Raw genomic sequence first — 1,131 nt, forward strand, 5'->3', positions numbered from 1 at the left:
GCCTAGTGACCATAACTAAAAATCCGCCGACGCTTAATGCGATATGTCTTCGCTTGAAACTATTTCAAATATGATAATCCATCATTGTTACTTTGACTAAATGGTTTACGAATTATTTTTTAGTGATATAATTTGTAATATTTATGGTTTTCTTTTCTGGTACGGATGTGGAGGCATTAATGAGTATAATTAGTAGTAAAGTTTCACCCAATAAAAAACCTGCTGTCTTAGCCTATCCCAAGGGGATAATGGTAAGAATGGGAAGCATTGTATTAAAAAAGCAGGAAGCACCTAAAGAAAGTGAATATGACACTTTCTTGAGTGATCTTGTTGCTTTAAGGCCTGACTTATCATTTGAGTTCATAAAAAATATTCTGCTAAATCAGAGGCTTTACCTTGAGCTATATCAAGATGTCAAACAAGCTGGCCTTTGTCCTGTATACCACTATTATACATATGGCAATAAGGAAAAAAGAGAATTTTGCTCTCCTAATTTTCGGGCTTTAAAAAAAACCACGCTTGCCACTGGAACACAAAAAATTATCTTTTTTGACACTTTGAAAAGTAACGCTTCATTTCTTTATCGCGGTTTTTTTCCTGAAATAAGAAATAAAGATGCTCAAATAATCCATCAAGAAACAGAACTCGTTGTAGCTTTAAAGGCTATATTTTCAGCAAACGAAATGGTATTTATTCGGCCTTCAATTAACAGTAAAAGAACAAAATATTTTATGAATTTATGCAAGGTTCTTAATATTAAAATATCAATGAACTTTGATGATTTACTTACCCCTGAGTTTATCCTTGAAAAAGGCGCTGTACGGTCAGGGATTGCCAATATCCCTTCCATGAAAAATAATTTAGTAAAAGATTCCGCTATGTTATTAGGGGCTGAGAAGTTAATACTATCAACCAAAAAGCTAGGTGATAAATTCTCAAAATTTGTTGACGAAATTATTATTGAAAACAATAAACTACCCATTGAGTACTTTATATCTAAAAATCAGTTAATCCAAAAATACAAAGAAAAAACTTCTGATAAAATAAATTTACTATATTTGTCCGGTTCTAAAACCCACTTAAAAGACTATACTATAATAAGCGGCTGCTTAATTAAGTTGGCAATGGAAT

Annotated in this window: 1 protein-coding gene; it reads left to right on the forward strand. The window is 31.9% G+C overall.

Annotated elements, in window-relative coordinates:
* Positions 1 to 179 precede the first annotated feature (179 nt).
* Positions 180 to 1,131: hypothetical protein (locus B2J69_RS23855; protein ID WP_143806289.1), on the forward strand; the 952-nt coding region annotated here is incomplete at its 3' end.

Source organism: Pantoea latae, from assembly GCF_002077695.1.
Lineage (GTDB): Bacteria > Pseudomonadota > Gammaproteobacteria > Enterobacterales > Enterobacteriaceae > Pantoea > Pantoea latae.